Genomic DNA, 21,133 nt, shown 5'->3' with positions numbered 1-21,133 from the left:
GTGCCTCGCGGAAACCTGCGGTCGTGCAAGGAACCTGAATGTCTGAATCCTTTGCCCAACTGTTCGAAGAATCCCTGCAGCGCTCGGAAATGCGCGCTGGCGAGGTCATCACCGCCGAGGTGGTGCGCATCGAGCACAGTTTCGTGGTCGTCAACGCCGGCCTGAAATCCGAAGCCTATGTGCCGCTCGAGGAATTCAAGAACGACAAGGGCGAGACCGAAGTCCAAGTGGGCGACTTCGTGTCGGTGGCCATCGACGCCATCGAAAACGGCTACGGCGACACCATCCTGTCGCGCGACAAGGCCAAGCGCCTGGCCTCCTGGATGGCCCTGGAAAAGGCCCTGGAGTCCGGCGAATTCGTCACCGGCACCACCACCGGCAAGGTCAAGGGCGGCCTGACGGTCCTGGTCAACGGCATCCGCGCCTTCCTGCCGGGCTCGCTGATCGACACCCGTCCCATCAAGGACCTGACCCCCTACGAGAATAAGACCCTCGAGTTCAAGGTCATCAAGCTGGACCGCAAGCGCAACAACGTGGTGCTGAGCCGCCGCGCCGTGGTGGAAGCCTCCATGGGCGAAGAGCGCGCCAAGCTGATGGAAACCCTGAAGGAAGGCTCCATCGTCCGTGGCGTGGTCAAGAACATCACCGAGTACGGTGCGTTCGTGGACCTGGGCGGCATCGACGGCCTGCTGCACATCACCGACATGGCCTGGCGCCGTGTCCGCCACCCGAGCGAAGTGGTGCAGGCCGGCCAGGAAATCACCGCCAAGATCCTCAAGTTCGACACCGAGAAGAACCGCGTGTCCCTGGGCCTGAAGCAGATGGGCGACGATCCGTGGCTGGGCGTGTCCCGCCGCTACCCCACCGGCACCCGCATGTTCGGCAAGGTCACCAACATCGCCGACTACGGCGCGTTCGTGGAACTCGAGCCCGGCATCGAAGGCCTGGTGCACGTCTCCGAAATGGACTGGACCAACAAGAACGTGGCTCCCTCCAAGGTCGTCTCCCTGGGTGACGAAGTGGAAGTCATGGTCCTGGAAATCGACGAGGACAAGCGCCGCATCTCCCTGGGCATGAAGCAGTGCAAGGCCAACCCCTGGCAGGAATTCGCGCAGAACACCAAGCGCGGCGACCGCGTCAAGGGCCCGATCAAGTCGATCACCGACTTCGGCGTGTTCGTCGGCCTGGCCGCCGGCATCGACGGCCTGGTGCACCTGTCCGACCTGTCCTGGAACGAGCCGGGCGAGCAGGCCGTGCGCAACTACAAGAAGGGCCAGGAAGTCGACGCCGTCGTGCTGGCCGTGGACGTGGACCGCGAGCGCATCAGCCTGGGCATCAAGCAGCTGGACGCCGATCCCTTCACCACCTTCGTCTCGGTGCACGACAAGGGCTCCGCGGTGAGCGGCAAGGTCAAGACCGTCGACGCCAAGGGCGCCGAGATCGACCTGGGCCACGAAGTCATGGGCTACCTGCGCGCCAGCGAAATCTCCCGCGACCGCGTGGAAGATGCCCGCAACGTGCTCAAGGAAGGCGACGAGGTCAACGTGGTGGTGGTCAACATCGACCGCAAGACCCGCAACATCCAGCTGTCCATCAAGGCCAAGGACATGGCCGACCAGCAGGAAGCCATGCAGTCCCTGAGCCAGCAGTCCTCGCGCGAGAACGCGGGCACGACCAACCTGGGCGCGCTGCTCAAGGCCAAGCTCGAGAAGTGATGGCCGGCTGACCCCGGCGCCCGGCGGCATCCCGCCGGCGGAGGGCCCCTGGGGCCCTTCGCCCGCGCGGATGGCGCCAGGTGGCAGGGTCCCGCGAGCACGACGCATCCATGACACGCAGCGACCTGGTGGAAGAACTGGCGGCCCGCTTCGGGCAGCTCACGCATCGCGACGCCGAGTACGCGGTGAAGACCATCCTGGACGCCATGGGCGAGGCCCTGGTGCGTGGCCACCGGATCGAGATCCGCGGCTTCGGCAGCTTCTCGATCAACCGGCGGCCACCGCGCCTGGGGCGCAACCCGCGTTCGGGTGAAAGCGTCCAGATCCCCGAGAAGCGCGTGCCCCACTTCAAGCCGGGCAAGGCCCTGCGCGAAGCGGTGGACGAGCGCACCGCCGAATTGCAGGCGGATGAAAGACGGGCCGCGGGCGCCTAGAATCGCGCTCGAGGAGCTCGATGAAATATCTGACATGGCTGCTCAAGGCAGCCATTTTTTTTACCCTTTTCGCCTTCGCCCTGAACAACCAGCAGGACGCCGCGGTGCACTTCTTCTTCGGCACCGAGTGGCGCGCCCCGCTGGTGCTGGTGCTGCTGGCCGCCTTCGCCCTGGGCGTGGCGGTGGGCGCGCTGGGCATGGTGCCGCGCTGGTGGAAGCACCGGCGTGCCGCGCGCCGGGCGCACAAGGCCGCCACGGGCTCCCCCACCCCCGACCTCGAGGCGCCGCCGCATGGACTTTGACCTGACCTGGCTCCTCTGGGGCCTGCCGATCGCCTTCGGGCTGGGCTGGCTGGCCTCCCGGCTGGACCTGCGGCAGTTGCGCATCGACAACAAGCAGGCCCCCAAGGCCTACTTCAAGGGCCTGAATTTCCTGCTGAACGAACAGCAGGACCAGGCCATCGACGCCTTCATCGAGGCCGTCAAGAGCGACCCCGACACCTCGGAGCTGCACTTCGCCCTGGGCAACCTGTTCCGCCGCCGCGGCGAGTACGACCGCGCGGTGCGCGTGCACGAGCACCTGCTCTCGCGCGGCGACCTGACCAAGGCCGAGCGCCACCGGGCCCAGCATGCGCTGGCCCTGGACTTCCTCAAGGCCGGCCTGCTGGACCGGGCCGAGGACGCGCTGCGCAAGCTGGACAAGACGCCCTACGAAGGCCAGGCCCTGCTGGCCCGGCTGGCCATCTACGAGCGCACCCGCGACTGGAAGCGCGCCTCCGAGATCGCTGCCCGCCTGAACGAGCTGGGCCAGGGCGATTTCGGCAGCCGCCAGGCGCACTACCTGTGCGAGCAGGCCGCCACGCTGCCCGCCGACCAGGCCGAGCCGCTGCTGCGCCAGGCCAAGAAGGCCGCGCCGGACGCCCCGCGGCCCCGCATCGACCTGGCGGCCCTGCAGTGGGCGGCGGGCGATTTCGAAGGCACCTGGCGCACCCTGGCGCGGGCGGCGCAGAAGGTGCCCGCCGCCCTGCCGCTGATCGCACGCTCCCTGGCCGATGCGGCCAAGGCCACCGGGCGCGTGGCCGAGGGCCAGGAGATCCTGGGCACCGGCTACGAGTTGTTCCGCTCGCTGGACGTGCTGGAGGCCCTGGCCTCGCTGGAGAGCGACCCGGAGGTCACGCGCGACTGGTATGTGCGCCACCTGGAGAACGAGACCTCGCTGGTCGCCGCCACCCGCTGGCTGGCGGGCGAGCGCCTGGAGCACCAGGAATTCCACGGCCAGATCCAGGGCGCGCTGGAGCACGCCTGCAAGCCGCTCACGCGCTACCGCTGCGCGGCCTGCGGCTTCGAGGCCAAGCAGCATTTCTGGCAGTGCCCGGGGTGCCAGGCATGGGACAGTTATCCGGCGCGGCGGGTCGAAGAACTCTGAGCTTCGCTCAGTAGTTCATCGACCCTTTGCGCCGCCCCCCGAAGCGGCCTGCGGCCGCCTCCCCCTCAAGGGGGCGCCACCGGCGGCCCGGCACAGCCGGTTCCGCGGCGGCCTGGAAGGGGCTTCGCCTGCGGCTCGCCGCGTTGGAAGCGTCTTCCCGGTGGATTACAGTCTGGTTCCATGAAGATATCGAAGGAAGAGCTCGGCCGCGCGCGCGTGCTCGTGGTGGGCGATGCCATGCTGGACCGGTACTGGCATGGCTCGGTGGAGCGGATCTCGCCGGAGGCACCGGTGCCGGTGGTGAAGGTGACGCGCGAGGAAGAGCGGATCGGCGCGGCGGCCAACGTGGCCTACAACGTGGTGACGCTGGGCGCGAAGGCCAGCTTCCTGGGCGTGGTGGGGGACGACGAAGCCGGCCGGCGGCTGGACGCGCTGCTGCACGAGACCGGGATCGCCGCCCACCTCAAGCGCGACCCGGGGCTCAAGACCACCGTGAAGCTGCGCGTGATCGGCCGCCAGCAGCAGCTGCTGCGCATGGATTTCGAGAACGAGCCCGACCACGAAGCCCTGGCGCAGCAGAACCAGGCCTTCGACGGCCTGCTGGGCGCGCACGACGCCGTGCTGTTCTCCGACTACGGCAAGGGCGGCCTGGCCCACATCCCGCGCATGATCGCCGCCGCGCGGGCCCAGGGCCGGCCGGTGCTGGTGGACCCCAAGGGCTCGGACTACACCCGCTATGCAGGCGCCAGCGTGATCACCCCCAACCGCGCCGAGCTGCAACAGGTCACCGGCGCCTGGAAGGACGCCGGCGAACTGCGCGCCAAGGCCCAGGCCCTGCGTGAATCGCTGCGCCTGGATGCCCTGCTGGTCACCCTGGGCGAGGACGGCATGAGCCTGTTCGACGCCGACGGCGAACTGCACGTGGACGCGCAGGCGCGCGAGGTGTTCGACGTCACCGGCGCGGGCGACACCGTGATCGCCACGCTGGCCACCCTGGTCGCGGCGGGCATGCCCCTGCGCGAGGCGGTCCCGCTGGCCAACAAGGCCGGCGGCATCGTGGTCGGCAAGTTCGGCACCGCCACCGTGTCCTACGAGGAGCTGTTCGCATGACGCGCGTGGTGGTCACCGGCGCCGCCGGCTTCATCGGCAGCAACATCGTGCGCGGCCTGAACGCGCGCGGCATCGACGACATCATCTGCGTGGACGACCTCACGCAGGGCGACAAGTTCAGGAACCTCGCCGACCTGAAGATCGCCGACTACGTCGACATGGACCTGTTCTACGACGCCTTCGCCGACGGCGCGTTCGGCAGCGTCGAGGCCGTGTTCCACGAGGGCGCGTGCAGCGACACCATGGAAAGCGACGGCAAGTACATGATGGACAACAACTACACCTTGTCCTGCGGCCTGTTCCGCGCCTGCCAGGAGCGCGGCGCCCGGCTGCTGTACGCCTCCTCGGCCGCCACCTACGGCGGCTCGTCCAGCTTCACCGAATCGCCCGAGTTCGAGGCGCCGCTGAACGTGTACGGCTACTCCAAGCTGCTGTTCGACCAGCGCATGCGCCGCGAGTGCGGCGCGGACTTCAGCCGCATGCAGCACCAGGTGGCGGGCTTCCGCTACTTCAACGTGTACGGCCCGCGCGAGCAGCACAAGGGCCGCATGGCCAGCGTGGCCTTCCACCAGTTCCACCAGTTCCGCGAGCTCGGCAAGGTGAAGCTCTTCGGCGAGTACGGCGGCTACGCGGCCGGCCAGCAGATGCGCGACTTCGTCTTCGTGGATGACGTGGTGGCGGTCAACCTCTGGTTCTTCGACCACCCCGACCGCTCCGGCATCTTCAACCTCGGCAGCGGCCGCGCCCAGCCCTTCAATGACGTGGCGGTGGCGGTGGTCAACGCGCTGGCCCAGCCGGCCACGCCCCTGGACGCCGCCGCCGCGGCCGCGCAGGGCCTGATCGAGTACGTGCCCTTCCCCGACGCGCTGCGCGGCAAGTACCAGTGCTTCACGCAGGCCGACCTCAGCGCGCTGCGCCGGGCCGGCTGCGACCATGCCTTCGCCGACGTCGCGACCGGTGTCGCGCGTTACATGAAGACCCTGGCGGGCTGAGCCGCGGTGCCGGGTCAACCGGCTCCGGCCCGAAGCCGTTAGGAAAAGGCCCCGCCCTGGGGCGCCCGTCCACCCAAGGAGAGACTCCATGCTGAAGAAACTGCTGGCCTTCATGGTCATGCTCTACGCCGCCGTGGCTTTCGCGGCCGTCGACGTGAACAAGGCCACCTCGGCCGAACTCGACAGTGTCAAGGGCATCGGCCCGGCCATCTCGACCCGCATCGTGGAAGAGCGCAAGAACGCGCCCTTCAAGGACTGGGACGACTTCATCAACCGCGTGAAGGGCGTGGGCGACAAGAGCGCCGCCAAGCTGTCCGAGAACGGCCTGACCGTGAACGGCGCGAGCTTCAAGGGCGCCGCCCCGGCCGCGGCCAGCACGAAGAAGGAAGCCCCGGCCGCCATGGCCAAGGAAGAGAAGAAGGCCGCGCCCGCCGCCACGGCCGCCGCGCCGGCGGCGTCCAAGGACGCCAAGGCCACGGCCAAGGAAGAGAAGGCCGCCGCCAAGGAAGAGAAGAAGGCGAAGAAGCAGGCCGACAAGGAAGCCAAGGCCGAAGCGAAGGCCAAGGCCAAGGCCGACAGCGCCAAGCCCGCGGCCAGCGCCGCCAGCGCCAGCAAGAAGTAAAAGCCGCTCCCCTGCGGGAGATACGAAAACGGCCGCGTCAAGCGGCCGTTTTTCATGGGCCCGGCCTGCGCGCGGGCAGGCCGGATGGGCAGGCCGCGCTCAGGCCCGGCCGTAGCCCCCGCCGCCGGGCGTGTGGATCTCGAAGATGTCGCCCGGGGCCATCTCGGCGCTGCCGATGTGGTCCAGCGCTTCCACCCGGCCGTCCACGCGCAGCACCTGGTTCAGCCCCACCTGCCCCGGCTCGCCGCCGGCCATGCCGAAGGCCCCGTGGTGGCGGCCGTTGGACAGGATGCTGGCCGTCATGGGCTCCAGGAAGCGCACGCGGCGCACCCCGCCGTCGCCCCCCTTCCAGCGGCCGAAGCCGCCCGAGCCTCGCCGGATCTCGTAGCTCTCCAGCCGGACCGGGAAGCGGAACTCCAGCACCTCGGGGTCGGTCAGCCGGGAGTTGGTCATGTGGGCCTGCACCACGGAGGTCCCGTCGAATCCCTCGCCGGCACCGGTGCCGCCCGCGATGGTCTCGTAGTACTGGTGCCGCGCGTTGCCGAAGGTGAAGTTGTTCATGGTGCACTGGCTGGACGCCATCACGCCCAGCGCGCCGAAGAGCGCGTTGGTGATGCACATGGAGGTCTCCACGTTGCCCGCCACCACCGAGGCCGGCGGGTTGGGGTTGAGCATGCAGCCTTCGGGAATGATCACCTTCAGCGGCTTGAGGCAGCCGGCGTTCAGCGGGATCTCGTCGTCCACCAGCGTGCGGAAGACGTAGAGCACCGCGGCCATGCAGACCGCGCGCGGCGCATTGAAGTTGTTGGTCTGCTGGGGCGAGGTGCCGGTGAAGTCGATCTCGGCGCTGCGCGCGCCGGCGTCGACCCGGATCGCCACCTGGATCTTCGCGCCGTTGTCCAGCGGCAGGGAGAAGAAGCCGTCGCGCAGCCGCGTGATCACGCGCCGCACCGACTCCTCCGCGTTGTCCTGCACGTGGCGCATGTAGGCCTGCACCACGTCCAGGCCGAACTGCGCCGCCATCTTGCGCAGCTCCTGAACGCCCTTCTCGTTGGCGGCGATCTGGGCCTTCAGGTCGGCCAGGTTCTGCTGCGGGTTGCGGCTGGGGTACTCGCCGCTGGCCAGCAGGGCCAGCATCTCCTGCTCGCGCAGCACGCCGCGCTCGACCAGCTTGACGTTGTCGATCTGCACGCCCTCCTCCTCGATGCGGGTCGAGAAGGGCGGCATGGAGCCCGGCGTGGTGCCGCCGATGTCGGCGTGGTGGCCGCGCGAGCCGACATAGAAGAGGGGCGCATCGCCGCCGCCTTCCAGCCACACCGGGGTGATCACGGTGACGTCCGGCAGGTGCGTGCCGCCGTGGTAGGGATCGTTCAGCACGTACACGTCACCCGGCGCCATGCGGCCCGCGTTCTCGCGGATCACGGTCTTGATGCTCTCGCCCATGGAGCCCAGGTGCACCGGCATGTGCGGCGCGTTGGCGATCAGGTGGCCTTCGGCGTCGAAGAGCGCGCAGGAGAAGTCCAGCCGCTCCTTGATGTTGACCGAGTAGGCGGTGTTCTGCAGCTGCAGGCCCATCTGCTCGGCGATGTTCATGAAGAGGTTGTTGAAGACCTCCAGCAGCACCGGGTCCACCGTGGTGCCGGCCGCGTAGCGAGCCTCGCGCGGCACGCGCCGCGCGAGCTCCAGGTGGTCCAGCGCGGTGAGCGCGGCCTCCCAGCCGGGCTCGACCACCGTGGTGGCGTTGCGCTCGGCGATGATGGCCGGCCCCGGGATGCGGTCGCCGGGCCGCAGGTCCTCGCGCACCACCAGGGCGGCCTCGTGCCAGCGGCCGCCCGAGTACATGCGCACGGTGTCCCGGCGCGGCAGCTCGCGCGGCGGATGCAGGGCCTGCGCGGGCTCGGCCGGCGCATCGCCCGCGACCACGGCCTCCACCGAGACGGCCTCCACCACCAGGGCCTTGCCCGCCATGAGGAAGGCGAAGCGCTGCCGGTAGGCCGACTCGAAGCCGGCGACGATCTCCGCCAGGCTGCCGAAGGGCACGACCAGGGCCGAATCGCTGCCCTGGTAGCGCACGTGCACGCGGCGGTGCACCGTGGCCGCGCCACGGGCGACCTGCTGGCGCTCGAGTTCCTCGCGCGCCGCTTTGGCCAGCGCATCCAGCCGCTCCTCCACGGCCGCCAGCGAGGCTTCGGCCAGCGGCAGTTCCACAGCCTGCTCGCGGATGACGTTCTGGTCGGCCAGCCCCATGCCGTAGGCCGACAGAACGCCGGCCAGCGGATGCACCAGCACGCGCTCCATGCCCAGCGCGTCGGCCACCAGGCAGGCGTGCTGGCCGCCGGCGCCGCCGAAGCACTGCAGGGTGTAGCGGGTGACGTCGTAGCCACGCGCCACCGAGATCTTCTTGATCGCGTTCGCCATCTGCTGCACCGCGATGGCGACGAAGCCCTCGGCCACGTCCTCGGGGCTGCGGCCCGTGCGTTCGGCCAGCTCGGCGAACTTCAGGGCGCTGGCCTCGTGGCTGAGCGGCTCGTCGCCCTGCGGGCCGAACACCGGCGGGAACCAGCGCGGCTGGATCTTGCCCAGCATCACGTTGGCGTCCGTCACCGCGAGCGGGCCGCCGCGCCGGTAGCAGGCCGGCCCGGGGTTCGCACCCGCGCTGTGCGGGCCGACGCGGAAGCGGGCACCGTCGAAGGCCAGGATGGAGCCGCCGCCCGCGGCCACGGTGTGGATGCTCATCATGGGGGCGCGCATGCGCACGCCCGCCACCTGGGTCTCGAACTCGCGCTCGAACTCGCCGGCGAAATGGGAGACGTCGGTCGAGGTGCCGCCCATGTCGAAGCCGATCACGCGGGCGTGGCCGGCCAGCTGCGCGGTGCGCGCCATGCCCACGATGCCGCCCGCCGGGCCGGAGAGGATCGCGTCCTTGCCCTGGAAGGCGTGCGCGTCGGCCAGGCCGCCCGAGGACTGCATGAAGAACAGGCGCACGCCCGGCATCTCCGCCGCCACCTGCTCCACGTAGCGGCGCAGGATGGGCGAGAGGTAGGCATCCACCACCGTGGTGTCGCCGCGGCTGACGAACTTCATCATGGGGCTGGTCTGGTGCGAGGTGCTGACCTGCGTGAAGCCGACCTCCCGAGCGATGCGCGCCGCGGCCGCCTCGTGCGCGGTGAAGCGGTAGCCGTGCATGAAGACGATGGCCGCGCTGCGCAGGCCCTGGGCATGGGCGTGCACCAGTTCGCGCCGCAGCGCGTCCTCGTCCAGCGCCTGCAGCACCTCGCCCTGGGCCGACAGGCGCTCCTGCGCCTCGACCACGCGGCTGTAGAGCAGCTCGGGCAGCAGCACATGGCGGTCGAACAGGCGCGGGCGGTTCTGGTAGGCGATGCGCAGCGCGTCGCGGAAGCCCCGCGTGGTGACCAGCAGCGTGGGCTCGCCCTTGCGCTCCAGCAGCGCGTTGGTGGCCACGGTGGTGCCCATCTTGACGCACTCCACCCGCTGGGGCGTCACCGGCTCGCCCTCGGCCAGGCCCAGCAGGTGGCGGATGCCGGCCACCGCCGCATCCCGGTAGCGCCCCGGGTTCTCGGACAGCAGCTTGTGGGTCACCAGGCTGCCGTCGGGCCGCCGGCCCACGACGTCGGTGAAGGTGCCGCCACGGTCGATCCAGAACTGCCAGGTGTCTCGTTGGGTCATCGCTGCTCTCGCCAGAATGCCTGCGATGTTGCCATGCGCGCGGGCAGGGGGAAATCCCAAGGAAGCTGGCACGGCAATTGCCCGTATGCTGTCCGCTTCCACTTCGATCCCCACGTCCGTCTTCCTGGAGAGCCCATGAATCGCAGACATGCCTTGCTCGCCGCCGCACTTGCCCTGGGCAGCGCCGGTGCATTCGCCCAAGCCAAATGGGACCTGCCCGCCGCCTACCCGGCGAGCAACTTCCACACCGAGAACCTCATGCACTTCGCCGGCGAGGTGGACAAGGCCACGGGCGGCAAGCTGAAGATCACGGTGCACCCCAACGCCTCGCTGTACAAGGCGCCCGAGATCAAGCGCGCGGTGCAACAGGGCCAGGCCCAGATCGGCGAGATCCTGCTCGTGAACTTCCAGAACGAGTGGCAGCTGTACGGCGCTGACGGCATCCCCTTCCTGGCCGACAGCTACGAAGCGTCCATGAAGCTGTACAAGGCGCAGAAGCCGTTCCTGGACAAGAAGCTGGGCGAGCAGGGCATGATGCTGCTCTACGCCGTGGCCTGGCCGCCCCAGGGCATCTACACCAACCGCACGCTCAACAGCGCGGCCGACATGAAGGGCCTGAAGTGGCGCGCCTACAGCCCCGCCACCGCGCGCATCGCCGAGCTGGTGGGCGCGCAGCCCGTCACGGTGCAGGCGGCCGAGCTGTCGCAGGCGCTGGCCACCGGCGTGGTCGACTCCTACATGTCCTCCGGCTCCACCGGCTACGACACCAAGACCTACGAGCATCTGAAGAAGTGGTACGACACCCAGGCCTGGCTGCCCAAGAACGCCGTGATCGTGAACAAGGCCGCCTTCAATGCCCTGGACAAGCCCACGCAGGATGCCCTGCTGAAGGCTGCCGCCGAGGCCGAGACGCGCGGCTGGGCCGCCTCCAAGGCCGAGAACGCCCGCACCATCGGCCTGCTCAAGCAGAACGGCATGGAGATCGTCGCGCCGCCCGCGCAGCTCAAGGCCGACCTGAAGAAGGTGGGCGACACGATGCTCAAGGAATGGCTGGAGAAGGCCGGCCCCGAGGGCAAGCAGCTGATCGACGCCTACATGAAGCCCTGAGCGGCACCACGACACGCACCTGACACCGAGAGGGGACGCCGGCGCCCTGCGCCGGCGGCACGGAATGAGAAGAGCGCTCGACTTCCTGTATGACGCCTGCGCCTGGCTGGCCGCGATCGCGATGATCGGCGTGCTGGCCATGGTGCTGGCTTCCATCGTCACCCGCCAGCTGGGCATCAACTTCCAGGGCACGGACGCCTACGCGGGCTACAGCATGGCCTGCGCCGGTTTCCTGGCGCTGGCGCACACGCTCAAGCACAACGAGCACATCCGCGTGACGCTGGTGCTGGGGCGCCTGCAGGGGCGAGCGCGCCATGCGCTGGAGATGTGGGCGCTCTCGGCGGCGACGCTGCTGGCGCTGCTCTTCGCCTTCTACGCGGTGCGCCTGGCCTGGCAGTCGCACGTCATCAACGACATCTCCACCGGCAACGACGCCACGCCCCTGTGGCTGCCGCAGCTGGGCATGGCCCTGGGCGCGGTGGTGCTGCTCATCGCCTTCATGGACGAATGGTGGCTGGAGTTCACCGGCCGGCGCGTGGTCAAGGAAAGCGAAGAGGCCCTGCACAATGAGTGACGTCGCCATCACCAGCCTGCTCATGGTCGTGCTGTTCGCCCTGCTGGGCAGCGGCGTGTGGATCGGCCTCACCCTGGCCGGCGTGGCCTGGATCGGCATGCAGATGTTCTCCTCGCGGCCGGCCGGCGATGCGATGGCGATCACGGTCTGGGGCGCGGCCTCCAGCTGGACGCTCACCGCCCTGCCCCTGTTCGTGTGGATGGGCGAGATCCTGTTCCGCACCAAGCTGTCCGAGAGCATGTTCCGCGGGCTCGCCCCCTGGGTGAACCGCCTGCCCGGCCGGCTGCTGCACACCAACGTGATCGGCTGCACCATCTTCGCGGCGGTGTCCGGCTCCTCGGCCGCCACCTGCGCCACCATCGGCAAGATGACGCTGCCCGAATTGGCCCGGCGCGGCTACCCGGAGGACATCACCATCGGCTCGCTCGCCGGCGCCGGCACGCTGGGCCTGCTGATCCCGCCGTCCATCATCATGATCGTCTACGGCGTGACGGCCGACGTGTCCATCGCCCGCCTCTTCGTCGCCGGCATCCTTCCCGGCATCGTGCTGGCGTCGCTGTTCTCGGGCTACCTGGCGGTGTGGGCGACGATGAACCGCGACCGCGTGCCGCCGCCCGATGCCGCGATGACGCTGCGCGAGAAGCTGTTCGAGTCGCGCCACCTGATCCCGGTGGTGCTGCTGATCGGCGCGGTGCTGGGCTCGATCTACTCCGGCTTCGCCACCGCGACCGAGGCCGCCGCCGTGGGCGTGGCCGGCTCGCTGATCCTGTCGGGCGTGCAGCGCTCGCTGAACTGGGCGACCTTCCGCGATTCGCTGCTGGGCGCCACGCGCCTGTACTGCATGATCGCGCTGATCCTGGCCGGGGCGCAGTTCCTGACGCTGGCCATGGGCTACATCGGGCTGCCGCGCCACCTGGCCGAGTTCGTCACCGAGCTGGGCCTGTCGCCCTTCATGCTGATCCTGGCGCTGGCCGTGTTCTACATCATCCTGGGCTGCTTCCTGGACGGCATCTCCATGGTGGTGCTGACCATGGGCGTCATCCTGCCCACGGTGCAGGCCGCCCACATCGACCTGGTGTGGTTCGGCATCTTCATCGTCATCGTGGTGGAGATGGCGCAGATCACGCCGCCGGTGGGCTTCAACCTCTTCGTGCTGCAGGGCATGACGGGCAAGGAGATCACCTGGATCGCGCGCGTCACCCTGCCCTTCTTCTTCCTCATGTGCGGCATGGTGCTGCTGCTGTGGTTCTTCCCGCAGCTCGCCACCTGGATGCCCTCGCGGATGTAGGCCTCAGTTGTCGGTGCCGGCGTTCGGGAAGAACAGCTGCTCGCCGCCGACCTTGTAGCTGGCGATGGCCTGCTGCCCGGCGGGCGAGGTCACCCAGTCGACGAACTTCTGCGCCTCGGCGGCCTTCACCTGCGGAAATTTCTGCGGGTTCACCACCATCACGCCGTACTGGTTGAAGAGCCGCTTGTCGCCTTCCACCAGGATCGCCAGGTCGCCGCGGTTGCGGAACGAGAGCCAGGTGCCGCGGTCGGTCAGCACGTAGGCGTTGCCGGCGCTGGCGATGTTCAGCGCCGGGCCCATGCCGCAGCCGCACTCGCGGTAGCCGCTGCCCTTGTGGTCGGCCAGGTTCGCCGCCTTCCAGTAGCGCAGTTCGGCGGCGTTGGTGCCGCTGCGGTCGCCGCGCGAGATGAAGGGCGCGTTGGCCGCGGCCAGCTTGCCCAGCGCGGCGGTGATGTCCTGGCCCTTCACGCCGGCCGGGTCGCTGCGCGGGCCCACCAGTACGAAGTCGTTGTACATCACCGGATAGCGCCGCGGCGTGCCGCCCTCGGCGACGAACTTCAGCTCCGCTGCGCGGTCGTGCACGAACAGCACGTCGGCGTCGCCGCGGCGGGCGATGTCGATCGCCTGGCCGGTGCCCACGGCCACCACCTTGACGCCGATGCCGGTCGCCTGGGTGAAGGCCGGCAGCAGCTGGCCGAACAGGCCCGACTGCTCGGTGGATGTGGTCGACGCCACGGTAATGTCCGTGGCGTGCGCGGCGGCGCCCGCGGCCAGCAGCAGCGCGGCGAGGATACGGCGGAATTTCATGCGAGTTCTCCTTTGACAAACAGTGCGGCTTCGTGGGAGTTGCGTTCCAGAAGCGCGCGGTCGAAAAACTGGTGCACCGGCAGGTCGGCGAGGATGCGGCCGTGCTCGAGGTAGACCACGCGGCTGGCCAGGCGCTTGACCTGGCCCAGGTTGTGGCTGGCGAAGACCAGGGTCATGCCCTGGCGGCCGAAGTCGGCCATCAGCGCCTCGACGTCGCGCTTGCCGTGCGGGTCGAGGTTGGAAGTGGGTTCGTCCAGGAACAGCAGCTCGGGCGCCAGGGCCCAGGCCCGCGCCAGGGCCAGGCGCTGCTGCTGCCCGCTGGACAGGGCCCGGGCGGGCCGCTGCGCCTGCTCGGCCAGGCCCACGTGGGCCAGGGCCTGCGCAGCCCGCTCGCGCGAGGCGCGCCAGGGCTGGCCGGCCAGCCACAACCCCAGCACCACGTTGTTCAGGGCTGGGCCGCGCATCAGCCAGGGCCGCTGGAACACCATGGCCTGGCGGGCGCCGGCCTCATGGCGGGCCAGGCCCTCGCTGGGGCGCTCCAGGCCGTGCATGACACGCAGCAGGCTGCTCTTGCCGCTGCCGTTGGCGCCGATCAGCGCGACCCGCTCGCCCCGCGCCACACGCAGGCTGATGTCCTGGAGGGCCACGGCCGGCCCGAAGCGCAGGGCCACGCCCTGCAGGTCCAGCAGGGCGCTCACGCCAGCACCGTGCCCGGCAGCGCGGCCCCGCCCCGCCCGGCCCGCCAGCGCCGCAGCGCGGCGATGCCCAGGTTGAGGGCCAGCACCACGGCCATCAGCACCAGGCCCAGGCCCAGCGCCAGGGGCAGGTCGCCCTTGCTGGTCTCCAGGGCGATGGCGGTGGTCATCACGCGGGTGAAGCCGTCCATGTTGCCGCCCACCACCATCACCGCGCCCACCTCGGACACCGCCCGGCCGAAGCAGGCGATGACCACGGTCAGCAGCGAGAAGCGTTCGTCCCAGGCGATGAGGGCGGCACGCATCCAGGGCCCCGCGCCCAGCGAGCGCAGCTGCTCGCCGCTGGCCTGGTCCACGTCCTCCACCGCCTGGCGCGTGAGCGCGGCGGCCACGGGCACCACGAGCAGCACCTGCGCCAGCACCATGGCGCGCAGCGAGAACAGCCAGCCCAGGAAGCCCAGCGGGCCGGTGCGCGAGAGCAGCAGGTAGACCACCAGGCCGACCACCACCGAGGGCAGCGCGAGCAGGGTGTTCAGCCCGGCCAGGACCATGCCGCGGCCGGCGAAGCGCGCCACCCCCAGCCAGGCCCCCAGCGCCAGGCCGGCCACGCAGCCGATGGCGCAGGCCAGCCCGCTCACCAGCAGGGAGCGGCCGACGATGGACCAGAGCGCGGCGTCCGCCCCGGCCACCAGGGCCAGGGCCTGCGCCAGGCTGTCGGAAAACGCATTCATGGGGGCGAGATGCTAGCCGGGGCGGCCCGCCCGCGCCGGGGAAAGGTCATCCCTATGCAAAAGCATGCATAAGGTGTCGCCACGGGCGGCACAATCGGCGCATGCGCCGCGTCGAGTTCGCCTACCGCCTGAACGAGGGTCCCGCCGGCCCGCCCGGCCTGGGGCATCCGCTGGTGGACCTGCTGCAGGCCGTGCAGGAGGGCGGGTCCATCGTCGCCGCCGCCGGCCGGCTGGGCGTCTCCTACCGCCACGCCTGGGGCCAGCTCAAGCGCTGGGAGGTCGAGCTCGGCCAGCCGCTGGTGGGCTGGTCGCAGGGCGAGGCGGCACGGCTCTCGCCCTTCGCCACCAAGCTGCTGTGGGCCGAGCGCCAGGCCCAGGCCCGCATCGCGCCGCAGCTCGAGGCGGTGCGCGGCGAGCTGGAGCGGGCCTTCGCCCTCGCCTTCGACCCGCAGGTGCAGGTGCTGACCCTGTTCGCCAGCCACGACGAGGCCGTGTCCGCGCTGCGCGGCCACGCGGGCGGCGCGGGCCTGCAGCTGGACATGCGCTTCGTCGGCAGCGTGGACGCGATCAGCGCGCTCAACGAGGGCCGCTGCGTGGTGGCGGGCTTCCACACGCCCGCGCAGCCCGCGCCCGGCTCGCTGGCGCAGCGCACCTACCAGCCGCTGCTGGAGCCGGGCCGCCACAAGCTGATCGGCTTCGCCCGCCGCTGGCAGGGCCTGGCGGTGGCGCCCGGCAACCCGCTGGGCCTGGGCTCTGTGGTGGACATCGCGCGGCAACGGGCCCGCTTCGTGCCGCGCGCGCTGGGCACGGGCACGCGGCTGCTGTTCGAGGAGATGCTGCAGGCCGCCGGCATCCTGCCGGACTCGATCCGCGGCCTGCAGGCGCCCGAACCCTCGCACGCCGCGGTGGCGCAGGCGGTGGCCTCGGGCGCGGCCGACGTGGGCCTGTGCATCGAGCCGGCGGCGCGCGCCCTGGGCCTGGGCTTCGTGCCGCTGCTGGAGGAGCACTACCACCTCGCCTGCCTGAAGGACGCGCTGGACGAGCCGCCGGTCGCCTCGCTGCGGCGCGTGCTGCGCAGCCGCGGCTGGCGCGATCGCATCGCCGGCCTGCCCGGCTACACGCCCTCGCGCAGCGGCCAGGTGCTGAGCCTGCGGCGCGAGCTGCCCTGGTGGCGCTTCGAGGCACCGCCGCCGCGCCGTGCGCTCAGGCCGCGCAGGTCCGGAAGCCGGTGAAGAGCAGGTCGTCGCCGGGCGCGGCGAAAGCGCGCCGGCGCGGGTGGTGCAGTCGCGGCGGGCTGGCGAAGGCGGCCCCGCGCAGCACCCGGGCCTGGCCCTGCCAGGGCTGGGCGTCGAGGTCGCCACCGGCGAGCCAGACCGCGGGCGTGGCGCCGGGCCAGGGCCGCAGCGTGGTGGCGGTCCATTCCAGGCCCTCGCCCGTGCGCAGGCCCTGGCGCGCGCCCAGGTGGGCCGCGACCTCCCACTCCGGCTCCGAGGGCAGGCGCCGGCCGGCCCAGCGGGCCCAGGCCTCGGCCTCCCAGGCGCTGGCATGCATCACGGCCTGCCCCGGCCCCATGCGCGCCATGCGGCCGAACACCGAGCGCAGCACGGCGCCGCTGGCCGCGCCAATCTGCTCCACGTGGCGCGGCGCGCGGCGGCCCTCGCCGGCGGCGGCCTGCGCCAGCCAGGCCCAGCCGGCCTCGCTCCACAGCTCACGCCTGTCGTAGCCGCCGTCGTCCACGAATTCGGCGAACTGCGACCACGACACGGGCTGGGCGTCGATCTCGAACTCCGGCACCTCGACCTCGAGCGAGCCGTCCTCGATGTCGCGGCCGACATCGCCCGGCGGCAGGCCCAGCCGCCAGCGCGTGGCCGGCACCAGGATGGCGTCGCGCGGCCGGAAGGCCGGCGGCAGCGACAGCGCGAGCGGCACCCCGTGCGCCTGGGCCAGGGCGGCCAGCTGTTCCGCGCGCAGGTCCTCGTGCAGCAGGGCCGCGCGGAAGAACCAGAGCGAGGCCGCATCGTCGGGCGTGCGCTCCAGCAGTTCCAGCGTGGCCTCCAGGGTCTCGAGCAGGTAGGGCCGCACGGCCCCGGGCGCCGGCAGCTCGAGCGTGGCGGCCGCGCCCGCCAGGCCCGCGTGGTACAGCGCGTCCGCAGGCGGGTCGATGGAGGCCAGCCGTGCGCCGCCGGCCGGACAGGCCGGGCCCAGGCCGCGCTGCGGGTTGCGCATGATCCAGTACTCGGCCAGCCAGGCGATGTGGCCCGCGATCCAGGCCGCGTCGCGCTGTGCCGCGGCCGGCCAGGCGGGCTGGCCCTCGGCGGGCGCGGTGTCGAAGGCCGCCAGCAGGGACAGCGTGCGGTTGCGCGCATCCATCAGGGCGAGCGACAGGGCGTCGCGGCCGGCGGCGTAGGCGTTCTGCTCAGGCATGCACGCATTATTGATGGCTGTGAGGTCTGCACCCGCAGGCTGTGCGTCACTGCGGAAACGCCGCAAGCGGTCGAGTGGCCTGACCAATCTACGGGTTTGGCCCGATGCTGCCCGCCACCCCCTGGCCGACACTTTCCCGGCACTCAAGCATCGGGAGCCCATGGCCAGCGTCACCATCCAGTCAGTCCGCAAGAACTTCGGCACCACCCCCATCCTGCATGGCGTGGACATCGAGATTCCGGACGGATCCTTCACCGTGCTGGTCGGCCCCTCCGGCTGCGGCAAGTCCACGCTGTTGCGCATGATCGCCGGCCTCGAGATGGTCACCGGCGGCGAGATCCGCATCAACGGCCAGGTCGTGAACGACCTGCCGCCCAAGCAGCGCGACATCGCCATGGTGTTCCAGAACTACGCGCTGTACCCGCACATGACGGTGCGCGACAACATGGCGTTCTCGCTCAACCTGGCGAAGGCCGACAAGTCCGTGATCGACGAGAAGGTCCAGCGCGCCGCGCAGATCCTCGCGCTCGACGCCCTGCTCGACCGCTTCCCGCGCCAGCTCTCCGGCGGCCAGCGCCAGCGCGTCGCCATGGGCCGGGCCATCGTGCGCGACCCGCAGGTCTTCCTCTTCGACGAGCCGCTGTCCAACCTGGACGCCAAGCTGCGCGTGGCCATGCGCAGCGAGATCAAGGAACTGCACCAGCGCCTGCGCACCACCTCCATCTACGTCACGCACGACCAGATCGAGGCCATGACCATGGGCGACCAGATCGTCGTCATGCGCGACGGCCGCATCGAGCAGACCGGCAACCCGCTGCAGCTCTACGACCAGCCGGCCAACCTGTTCGTGGCCGGCTTCATCGGCAGCCCTTCCATGAACTTCCTGCCCGGTATCCTGCGCCGCGAAGGCGGCGCCGCCTCGGTCGAGCTGCGCGACGGCACGCGGCTGCCTGCGCCGCCGCACGAGGGCGGCAGCGAGGGCCAGGCCGTGGTCTACGGCACCCGGCCCGAGCACCTGATCCTCGCCGACAGCGGCGGCATCCCGGCCGACGTGGTGGTGCTGGAGCCCACCGGCATGGACACCTTCATCGCCTGCCGCCACCACGGCATGGACATCTCCGCGGTGTTCCGCGAGCGCCACGATTTCGCCCCCGGCACCCGGGTGCACCTGGTTCCCGACCTCTCGCGCGCCCATCTGTTCGATGAGGCCACGGGTCGCCGGCTCTGATCCTTTCCCACGCAGACACAAGGAGACAAGCCATGACGAAATTCAACCGCCGCCGCTTCCTGGAAGGCACCGCCAGCGTCGCCGCCGCCGGCACCCTGGGCACCGGCGCCGCCGTGTTCGCGCCGGCCGTGCATGCGCAGGCCTCGCCCTTCAAGCCCGAGAAGGGCGCCAAGCTGCGCGTGCTGCGCTGGAGCCGCTTCGTGCAGGGCGACATCGACCAGTTCATGAAGAACGTGCAGGCCTACACCGCCAAGACCGGCGTCGAGGTCCGCGTGGACAACGAGAACTGGGAAGACGTGCGCCCCAAGGCCGCCGTGGCCGCCAACACCGGCGCCGGCCCGGACATCATCCTGTCCACCAACGACGACGCCAACCTCTACCCGGACAAGCTGCTGGACGTGACCGACCTGGCCGAGTACCTCGGCAAGAAGTACGGCGGCTGGTACAAGTCGGTGGAGGCCTACGTGCGCCCCGACGGCAAGAAGTGGATCGCGCTGGGCCTGGGCACCGCCGGCTCCATGATGGTCTACCGCCAGAGCATGCTCAAGGCGGCCGGCTTCGACGCCTTCCCCAAGGACACCGACGGCTTCCTCAAGATGTGCCAGGCCCTGCACGCCAAGGGCACCCCGGTGGGCTACGCGCTGGGCCACGCCACGGGTGACGGCCTGTGGTGCAACTGGCTGATGTGGGCCTTCGGCGGCAAGCTGGTCGACCAGAACAACAAGGTCGTCATCTCCAGCCCCGAGACCCTGAAGGCCCTGGAGTACGGCAAGCAGCTGTACGCCACCTTCATCCCCGGCACCCTGTCCTGGCTGGACCCGAGCAACAACAAGGCCTTCCTGGACGGCCAGATCAGCGCCACCAACAACGGCATCTCGATCTACGTCGCCGCGAAGAATTCGCCCGATCCCAAGCTCAAGGAGATCGCGCAGGACATCAACCACGCGACCTTCCCGGTGGGCCCGGCGGGCGTGCCGACCGAGTCGCACCTGTTCTTCAACCAGATGGTCATGAAGTACACCAAGTACCCGCAGGCCGCGAAGGATTTCCTGCGCTTCATGATGGAGGCCGAGCAGTTCGACCCGTGGATCCAGGCCTGCGGCGGCTATGTCTCGCAGCCCCTGGCCTACTACGAGAAGAACCCGATCTGGACCTCCGACCCGAAGAACACGCCCTACCGCGATTCGACCAAGAACATGCGGCCCACCGGCTACGCCGGCAAGCTGGGCTACGCCTCGGCGGGCGCGGGCGCCGACTTCATCGTCGTCGACATGGTGGCCGAGGCCATCAGCGGCTCTAAGACGCCGCAGGAAGCCATGGACCGGGCGCAGAAGCGTGCAGAGCGTTACTACAAGGTCTGACGCCGCAGGGGCACCCGGCAAGGTGTCCCTGCTGGAGCGCTTCCAGAACAGCCGCAACGCGCTCGGGCTGGCATTCATGCTGCCCGCCGCGTTGCTGCTGCTGCTGTTCCTCACCTACCCGCTGGGGCTGGGGGTCTGGCTGGGCTTCACCGACGCCAAGGTCGGCCGCCCCGGCGAGTGGGTGGGCCTGGAGAACTACCAGTTCCTCTGGGGTGACGACGTCACTCGCCTGGCGCTGTTCAACACCCTGTTCTACACGGTGGTGGCCAGCGCCCTGAAGTTCGCGCTCGGCCTGTGGCTGGCGCTGCTGCTCAACCGCAACCTGCGCTTCAAGACCTTCTTCCGCGCGGTCATCCTGCTGCCCTACATCGTGCCCACGGCCCTGTCGGCGATCGCCTTCTGGTGGATCTACGACGCGCAGTTCTCCATCATCAGCTGGGCGCTGATGAAGATGGGCATCATCCACGAATACATCGACTTCCTGGGCTCGCCCTGGAACGCCCGGCTCTCCACCATCGCGGCCAACGTGTGGCGCGGCGTGCCCTTCGTGGCCATCACCCTGCTGGCCGGCCTGCAGACCATCTCGCCCTCCTACTACGAGGCCTCGGCCATCGACGGCGCGACCCGGCTGCAGCAGTTCCGCTACGTGACGCTGCCGCTGCTCACGCCCATCATCGCGGTGGTGATGACCTTCTCCGTGCTGTTCACCTTCACCGACTTCCAGCTGATCTACGTGCTCACGCGCGGCGGCCCGCTGAACGCCACCCACCTGATGGCCACGCTCTCCTTCCAGCGCGCCATCCCCGGCGGCGCCCTGGGCGAAGGCGCGGCGATCTCCATCGCGATGGTGCCCTTCCTGCTGGCGGCCATCATGTTCAGCTACTTCGGGCTGCAGCGGCGCGCCTGGCAGCAGGGCGCCAAGGACTGACCGGC

Annotated in this window: 19 protein-coding genes; 14 read left to right on the top strand and 5 right to left on the bottom strand. The window is 70.2% G+C overall.

The window, feature by feature from the left end:
* The first annotated feature begins 38 nt into the window (after positions 1-38).
* The 7 genes from rpsA to IM725_RS09735 all read left to right on the top strand — a co-directional run bounded on the left by rpsA (position 39) and on the right by IM725_RS09735 (position 6,298).
* Complete coding sequence (gene rpsA / locus IM725_RS09765; RefSeq protein ID WP_193780396.1) at positions 39-1,715, top strand: 30S ribosomal protein S1; 1,677 nt, start codon at positions 39-41, stop codon at positions 1,713-1,715.
* Between the two features lie 110 nt (positions 1,716-1,825).
* Positions 1,826-2,149: an integration host factor subunit beta gene (locus tag IM725_RS09760; RefSeq protein ID WP_193780395.1), complete on the top strand. Its 324-nt coding sequence runs from the start codon at positions 1,826-1,828 to the stop codon at positions 2,147-2,149.
* Positions 2,150-2,169: 20 nt separating this feature from the next.
* Positions 2,170-2,451 (top strand): LapA family protein, encoded by a 282-nt coding sequence (locus tag IM725_RS09755; RefSeq protein WP_193780394.1) that lies wholly within the window; start codon positions 2,170-2,172, stop codon positions 2,449-2,451.
* Positions 2,441-3,574, top strand: coding sequence for a lipopolysaccharide assembly protein LapB (gene lapB, locus IM725_RS09750; RefSeq protein ID WP_193780393.1), 1,134 nt, complete (start codon positions 2,441-2,443; stop codon positions 3,572-3,574). Before IM725_RS09755 ends, lapB begins: the two co-directional genes overlap by 11 nt.
* Positions 3,575-3,754: 180 nt before the next feature.
* Positions 3,755-4,684, top strand: a complete 930-nt coding sequence (rfaE1, locus tag IM725_RS09745) for a D-glycero-beta-D-manno-heptose-7-phosphate kinase (RefSeq protein WP_193780392.1) — start codon at positions 3,755-3,757, stop codon at positions 4,682-4,684.
* Entirely contained in the window at positions 4,681-5,676 is a 996-nt protein-coding gene (gene rfaD, locus IM725_RS09740) for an ADP-glyceromanno-heptose 6-epimerase (RefSeq protein WP_193780391.1), read from the top strand. The genes rfaE1 and rfaD overlap by 4 nt, the downstream gene beginning before the upstream one ends.
* A gap of 88 nt (positions 5,677-5,764) precedes the next feature.
* Positions 5,765-6,298, top strand: a complete 534-nt coding sequence (locus IM725_RS09735; RefSeq protein ID WP_193780390.1) for a ComEA family DNA-binding protein — start codon at positions 5,765-5,767, stop codon at positions 6,296-6,298.
* 99 nt (positions 6,299-6,397) lie between these two features.
* Here IM725_RS09735 and IM725_RS09730 read toward each other — a convergent pair whose 3' ends face one another.
* Positions 6,398-9,985: a hydantoinase B/oxoprolinase family protein gene (locus tag IM725_RS09730; RefSeq protein ID WP_193780389.1), complete on the bottom strand. Its 3,588-nt coding sequence runs from the start codon at positions 9,983-9,985 to the stop codon at positions 6,398-6,400.
* Between the two features lie 135 nt (positions 9,986-10,120).
* On the opposite strand from IM725_RS09730, the gene IM725_RS09725 reads away from it, so the two are divergent.
* The 3 genes from IM725_RS09725 to IM725_RS09715 all read left to right on the top strand — a co-directional run bounded on the left by IM725_RS09725 (position 10,121) and on the right by IM725_RS09715 (position 12,954).
* The gene (locus IM725_RS09725; RefSeq protein WP_193780388.1) at positions 10,121-11,092 is read left to right on the top strand and encodes a TRAP transporter substrate-binding protein; all 972 of its coding nucleotides are present in this window, start codon (positions 10,121-10,123) and stop codon (positions 11,090-11,092) included.
* Between the two features lie 64 nt (positions 11,093-11,156).
* On the top strand, positions 11,157-11,666 hold the full coding sequence (locus IM725_RS09720) for a TRAP transporter small permease (protein ID WP_193780387.1): 510 nt from the start codon (positions 11,157-11,159) through the stop codon (positions 11,664-11,666).
* Entirely contained in the window at positions 11,659-12,954 is a 1,296-nt protein-coding gene (locus IM725_RS09715) for a TRAP transporter large permease (protein ID WP_193780386.1), read from the top strand. The genes IM725_RS09720 and IM725_RS09715 overlap by 8 nt, the downstream gene beginning before the upstream one ends.
* 3 nt (positions 12,955-12,957) lie before the next feature.
* Here IM725_RS09715 and IM725_RS09710 read toward each other — a convergent pair whose 3' ends face one another.
* The 3 genes from IM725_RS09710 to IM725_RS09700 are packed head-to-tail and all read right to left on the bottom strand — an operon-like array spanning position 12,958 to position 15,187.
* Positions 12,958-13,761 carry a substrate-binding domain-containing protein gene (locus IM725_RS09710; RefSeq protein WP_193780385.1) on the bottom strand — a complete coding sequence of 268 codons (804 nt, stop codon included), beginning with the start codon at positions 13,759-13,761 and terminating at the stop codon, positions 12,958-12,960.
* On the bottom strand, positions 13,758-14,459 hold the full coding sequence (locus IM725_RS09705; protein WP_193780384.1) for an ATP-binding cassette domain-containing protein: 702 nt from the start codon (positions 14,457-14,459) through the stop codon (positions 13,758-13,760). Before IM725_RS09705 ends, IM725_RS09710 begins: the two co-directional genes overlap by 4 nt.
* Positions 14,456-15,187, bottom strand: a complete 732-nt coding sequence (locus IM725_RS09700) for an ABC transporter permease (protein WP_193780383.1) — start codon at positions 15,185-15,187, stop codon at positions 14,456-14,458. Before IM725_RS09700 ends, IM725_RS09705 begins: the two co-directional genes overlap by 4 nt.
* A 101-nt stretch (positions 15,188-15,288) precedes the next feature.
* On the opposite strand from IM725_RS09700, the gene IM725_RS09695 reads away from it, so the two are divergent.
* On the top strand, positions 15,289-16,419 hold the full coding sequence (locus IM725_RS09695) for a substrate-binding domain-containing protein (RefSeq protein ID WP_193780382.1): 1,131 nt from the start codon (positions 15,289-15,291) through the stop codon (positions 16,417-16,419).
* On the opposite strand, the gene IM725_RS09690 is transcribed toward IM725_RS09695, so the two are convergent.
* On the bottom strand, positions 16,391-17,611 hold the full coding sequence (locus IM725_RS09690; RefSeq protein ID WP_193780381.1) for an SUMF1/EgtB/PvdO family nonheme iron enzyme: 1,221 nt from the start codon (positions 17,609-17,611) through the stop codon (positions 16,391-16,393). The two genes, IM725_RS09695 and IM725_RS09690, sit on opposite strands and share 29 nt — an antisense overlap.
* Before the next feature lie 160 nt (positions 17,612-17,771).
* Here IM725_RS09690 and IM725_RS09685 point away from each other — a divergent pair, with 160 nt between their 5' ends.
* From IM725_RS09685 to IM725_RS09675, 3 genes are read left to right on the top strand one after another with little or no spacing between them, the layout of a single operon-like run.
* On the top strand, positions 17,772-18,839 hold the full coding sequence (locus tag IM725_RS09685; protein WP_193780380.1) for an ABC transporter ATP-binding protein: 1,068 nt from the start codon (positions 17,772-17,774) through the stop codon (positions 18,837-18,839).
* 32 nt (positions 18,840-18,871) lie between these two features.
* Positions 18,872-20,200, top strand: coding sequence for an ABC transporter substrate-binding protein (locus tag IM725_RS09680; protein WP_193780379.1), 1,329 nt, complete (start codon positions 18,872-18,874; stop codon positions 20,198-20,200).
* Positions 20,201-20,228: 28 nt separating this feature from the next.
* Positions 20,229-21,128, top strand: coding sequence for a carbohydrate ABC transporter permease (locus IM725_RS09675; RefSeq protein WP_193780401.1), 900 nt, complete (start codon positions 20,229-20,231; stop codon positions 21,126-21,128).
* Positions 21,129-21,133 lie beyond the last annotated feature (5 nt).

Source organism: Ramlibacter aquaticus (assembly GCF_015159745.1).
Classification (GTDB): Bacteria; Pseudomonadota; Gammaproteobacteria; order Burkholderiales; family Burkholderiaceae_C; genus Ramlibacter; species Ramlibacter aquaticus.
The sequence above is the reverse complement of the archived record's forward strand: the minus strand, read 5'-3'. Positions and strand labels throughout refer to the sequence as shown.